The 5,149-nt window shown below is 50.7% G+C and carries 4 protein-coding genes and 2 pseudogenes; all 6 read right to left on the bottom strand.

The features are described 5' to 3' along the window. Window positions 1-62: 62 nt before the first annotated feature. Window positions 63-977, bottom strand: a complete 915-nt coding sequence (gene dmeF / locus AO268_RS32065; protein ID WP_038444672.1) for a CDF family Co(II)/Ni(II) efflux transporter DmeF — start codon at window positions 975-977, stop codon at window positions 63-65. Window positions 978-988: 11 nt separating this feature from the next. Continuing rightward, a complete protein-coding gene (locus AO268_RS32060) occupies window positions 989-1,264 on the bottom strand; it encodes a metal/formaldehyde-sensitive transcriptional repressor (RefSeq protein WP_038444675.1) in 276 nt (91 codons plus the stop codon). A gap of 218 nt (window positions 1,265-1,482) precedes the next feature. Further along, window positions 1,483-2,807 (bottom strand): annotated as a pseudogene (locus tag AO268_RS32055) (OprD family porin). A 218-nt stretch (window positions 2,808-3,025) separates the two neighbouring features. Next, entirely contained in the window at window positions 3,026-3,358 is a 333-nt protein-coding gene (locus AO268_RS32050) for a DUF2790 domain-containing protein (RefSeq protein ID WP_019334883.1), read from the bottom strand. A 317-nt stretch (window positions 3,359-3,675) separates the two neighbouring features. Continuing rightward, the gene (locus AO268_RS32045) at window positions 3,676-4,938 is read right to left on the bottom strand and encodes a hypothetical protein (RefSeq protein WP_038444678.1); all 1,263 of its coding nucleotides are present in this window, start codon (window positions 4,936-4,938) and stop codon (window positions 3,676-3,678) included. A 2-nt stretch (window positions 4,939-4,940) separates the two neighbouring features. Continuing rightward, window positions 4,941-5,149 (bottom strand): annotated as a pseudogene (locus tag AO268_RS33470) (hypothetical protein); the annotation flags it as partial.

Raw genomic sequence — 5,149 nt, 5'->3', positions numbered from 1 at the left:
CGCCTGCCGACGCAGCGGGCGAGTGAGATTGCGGAGCTGCTGCCGCATAGATGGCAACCGGTTTAGTTGCGCAAGGCGGGATGCCCGGACGCATACGTCGCAAGCCGTTCTCGTATGTTTTCTGCATTGACTGCTGGGCTGCCCAGAACACTCACAATCGCGGCGCGGGCTTGCGGCCCAACCTGCCAGACATGAAGATCAATGATCGAAGCATCTCCCGGTCGCTCAACCAGTTCACGAATCTCTTCAGCGACATGATCATCTGTCTGGTCGAGCAATACACCCGAAGTCACCCGCATCAACGACCAAGCCCAGCGTGCAATCACAACGGCACCCACAATCCCCATTGCAGGGTCGAGCCATACCCAACCAAGGTATCGACCAGCAAGAAGGGCTGCGATGGCCAGAACCGAAGTCAATGCATCTGCAATGACGTGAACGTATGCAGAGCGCAAATTATTGTCGTGACCATGCGCATGGTGAGACTCATCGTGGCCGTGGTCATGCCCATGGTGGTGATCATGACCGCCAGACAGCAAAAGCGCGCTCACCACATTCACTGCTAGTCCGACAATTGCGATTAGAGTCGCTGTCCCGAATTGCACTTGAGTCGGTTGAAAGAGACGAAACAGCGACTCTCCAGCAATTCCCAAGGAAACCAGTCCCAAAATCAGAGCAGAAGCGAAGCCACCCAAGTCTCCCACCTTGCCAGTTCCAAAACTGTAGCGAGCACTTGAGGCATGTCTTTTAGCGTAAGCGTAAGCAGCTGCGGCTATGCCGAGTGCTCCTGCATGCGTTGCCATGTGAAAACCATCGGCAAGCAACGCCATTGAGCCAGTGAGATAACCTGCGGTGATTTCAGCAACCATCATTACGACGGTCAGGGCCACCACCCACAAGGTTCGCTTGGCGTTTTCTTCATGTGATTTCCCAAGGAACATATGGTCGTGGGAATACTCGGCGTACGAATTACTCATCTGGGCAAATCCTATTTGGAATAGCGGCGAATGGCTTCGAGCAGCTCGTCGACACCTTTCGCTCTTTCGTCGTTGCTGAGTGTCGGATTCGCGACGTGTTCACGAGCGTGGTCTTCGATAATTTCATCCATCAGCCCATTGATAGCGCCACGGGCAGAAGCGACCAAAAGCAGAGTTTTCGAGCAGTCATCATCAGAGTCGAGTGCTCGCTCAATAGCCTGGACTTGCCCAGCGATTCGCTTTACGCGCTTAAGAAGATTGTCTTTGCTTGATCTCATATGACCCATACCATACCCCCCCTACCTATATTGAGAGTATGATCACACGTTCCAATTAGCCATACAACCCCAGGGATGCTCGCCGCCGGCGATGGATACCAACAGTTATTTCAATCCATAAAAAAAGGCGCCACTAGGGCGCCTAAGCCGTCTCCAAACCAAAGGAGAAACAAGGAGACGGGGTGTATCGGGGATAGCGGACACTTGATGCCGATGGCTAATGCCCGTTAAAGAAGTTGCAGTGGATATTCAACAATCAGTCGGACCTCGTCCAAATCAGATTCGAAATCGGTAGCTCGTGTTGTTGCTTGGCGAACACGTAAAGACATGTCCTTCAGTGAGCCGGACTGGATGACGTACTTGGCCTCTATGTCTCGCTCCCAACGCTTTTGGTCCTGCAATGGTGCACCGTCCACTCCGCGACGCATGTACACGCTGTTCGCGTTGGAATAGTCCGCATCCCAACCCTTAGCGTAGCGGGTCATGAAGCTGAGACCGGGGATGCCGAAAGCCTGCATATCTAGATCGTAGCGCAGCTGCAAGGATTGCTCTTTCGGTGAGTTGAAATCGCTGTACTGAATAGAGTTATCCAAGAAAATTGAGTCGGATTGGCGTAGGTAGTCAAAGTCGTCGTTACCATTATTGCGCTGGTACCCAACGGTCACGGTATGCGCTCCGAATTTGACCCCGGTCTTGCCGCTCCAAATGTTGTTATCGAAGCTTCCCAAAAGTTTTTTACCCTCATCAACCGCTCGGTAGTAATTAAAGCCACCGATTAGAGATACGCTGTCTGAGAGCGGATAGTTCAATGTGGTGCCTGCGTAATACTGGTTCCACACATCCTTGAATTGGCTGGTGTAAAGACTCACACCTACGTGCTCATTGACCGTGTAATCGCCCCCTAGATAGCGATCCACGGAGCATCTACTGCACCGGCGTAGAAAGTCGAAAAGCCGTCACGCATGCCACTGGAATTGGGTTGGCTCATCGCATGCAGCCGACCCCCTTGAAGGGTCAGGTCTTTGATGCTGGTATTGGTAAACGTTGCGCCACGAAAACTCTCAGGGAGGAGTCGGGAATCCCCATAGGCAACGACAGGCGTCGATGGAAATACGTCGCCTACCTTGACGACTGTATCCAGGAAACGCACTTTTGCGGCCCCGCCTACTTTTGAGTAGGAGTCTTCAGGTTGGCCTTTGCTATTGTGCGGCAAGACATCGACTGAGCTACGGGCTCCCGAGCGACCATCACCTGAATCGAGCTTGAGGCCTTCCATTGCAAACGCATCAATGCCGAAGCCTACGGTTCCTTGAGTAAAGCCTGATTCGAATCGGCCAATGATGCCATGACCCCATTCGGCTGAGTAACCATTGCCCGTGGGGCTTGACTGGCCCTTTCGATAATCACGATTGAGATAGAGATTCCGATTGAGAATACTAAAGGTGCTCCCCTCAATGAACCCTTCAGGCTTTTGCTCCACAGCTACTGCAACTTGCCCCATGCTCATGCCAAGGGCAATGAGAGAAAGACCATAAATGCTTTTATTGTTCATTTAACACTCCAGGCTTTAGCTTGGCAGAGTTTCTTTATGAAATATTTTTTATAATTATAAAAAGCCACCAGCACGTGAGGATTTCTCCTACGTGCCGGCAGACATAATTTCATACAATAGATAACTCCAGCGTGACCTGAAAATTACTTCTATGTCAGCGAACAGTAAGCAGACTCGAAACATACCGAACAAACTGGCGCAGCTAGGGCCAACGCTAACTAGCTTCCGTGAGGGCAGTTAGTACCCATAACCTTGTATTCCAGGGTGTTGAGCTTGCCCGCCGAATCTTCATAGGTCATGCGCGAAGGAGCTACGCCACAGGTTTTATTGGCTTGAGTAGTACTGATTACCTTCTGGACATCGAGGTTCATTCCATATTCATAATGAACAACTTCAGGTGTCGTCTTTCCATTTTCTAAAGCGTACTGCTCCATCGCCTTCTGGTTCTCTTGCATCATTCGACCATAAACACGGTCACCACCGCCTTCAGCCATGGCCAAAGAAGACAAGGTCAAGATGGAAACGGCAAAAAAAGCTTTTAGTGATTTCATGATTTTCTCCTAGTGTTCACTTACTTCTGACTAGAGGATAACCAGTGATGCCTTTCAGAAAGCTGCCGCGAATATTACATATGCGTAAGGTGTCCCTCAGCACTGGTGAGCTCGGCTATTAGAATTTTAACTTATTGGCGGAGTAGGCTGAATATGTCAGATAAGCATTAAAGATCAACTCGAGTTTCTCACGAAATACCCAAGATTTTTTATTAAAAATACATCTCATCTATATTATGGACAGCTGCTTGGACTGCTCCATATGGATGAGTGGTTTGAGCGCAGTAAGATGAGACGAGGAACGTGTTACAAAAGCCTTATAGGCTGAGAATATTAGGGGCTACGTGGAGTACCGAAAATACCATCGCTAGGATAGCCTTTAACAGCCATAAGAAATCGTCCCAGTATTTTATCGCGGCTAGCAGCAAAGCACCGACGATTGGAAGCAGGGACAACCCCTTCAGCAACCGAAAGGTCCTGGTGAGGGTTCGGCCTTGCTTGTCGACTTGATCGATGGTGATCCTGAGCAGCCCCTGAAGTTTCGGGGGATATGTTTTTATCTTGTCCTTGAAATCATCGAAAATGACATTGAAGCTGTGTAGGAGGCGCTCCGTTTGCAGCATTTGGTTGTGAAGGATTGCAAGCAGAACCACAGAAACCACTGCCAACCCAAGGACAAGGATAAAACCTTCGAATCTTGAGGTTGTTTTCTCCAGCACGACCAAACCCGCTAGCGATATCGGCAGGGCGAGCATCTTGCCGGCGATGTCGCCCAGCACCCCGCTAAGCTTCGTGCCATAGTCGATTTCAGCTTGGGCCACCTCCCGCCGGGCCCGCTCAAACGAGAAGCTATAGACGTAGGTTTGCAGATTAGCGCGGTATGTGGCGAGGACCTCCCGCCACTCCCGCACGATCACCAAGAACAGATTGGGCTCGCTCTCAAACTTCTCGATGACGCTAGCCACCGCCATCCGAATCATTAATTTTCGTTCGGAGAGGTGTGCCTTATTTTCGTTTTTTCGATTGAGTATTTCTTCCAACAAGCTCAGGTGATTGAGCTCATAGTCAAGGACCTTGACGTCAACCTGGGTAGGTAACAGAAAAGTTCTCGGAGGCTTAGCCCCATCGGGAGGCAAGGCAAAGAACAGATTAAAACCATCTTGGCTGCTGTCTTTGTCGACACCGATCGCTAGCAGTGCAAGCAGCTCGATCAGCCGGCAGACGCGCCTGAGCGCCTTAATCGCCGGAGGCTCGATGTCATCGCTATCTGCCCAACAGAGCTCAACAATGTATACGTTGCTCGGGAATTGCCCCTTGCCCAATGAGCCATTGCGAGCGACAAACTCGCCGAGGTTCGCGTAGAACCGGCCAGACTCGTTCGATGGCAAGCGAAACTCAATATCGAGAGAGTCTGCTTCTTCAGAGCAATGCTCGAACTTGCCATAGGCTGCGGGCAGGCCATCGCACATTCGCAACGCACCGATAATGTCGGGCGTTGTCATCCCCTCATAGCGGATGACTCCGTCCTCAATGGTGGGCGCTCCAATGGCGCGGTAGAGAGCTACCACATTAGAAAACATTCTTAGCCGACCCTGGCCAGCAGTTCTTTCTCGATCACACCAACCAGTTCGGCAGTCAGATTGGACAGTGTCAACTTTTTCCGTCCCTCATCATAATAAACGTCTGCGGCCGGATCCTTACCTAGGCTCTGTACGTAAACCCAAGAAATACGATTTTCTGTAAAATACACCGCCATTAAAGCCAGGAGGCCAAGATGGCAAAGCGGTATGA

Origin of the sequence: Pseudomonas sp. ICMP 8385, assembly GCF_002699915.1 — a bacterium.
GTDB classification, from domain to species: Bacteria; Pseudomonadota; Gammaproteobacteria; order Pseudomonadales; family Pseudomonadaceae; genus Aquipseudomonas; species Aquipseudomonas gessardii.
This window is presented reverse-complemented; position numbering and strand designations above follow the sequence as displayed.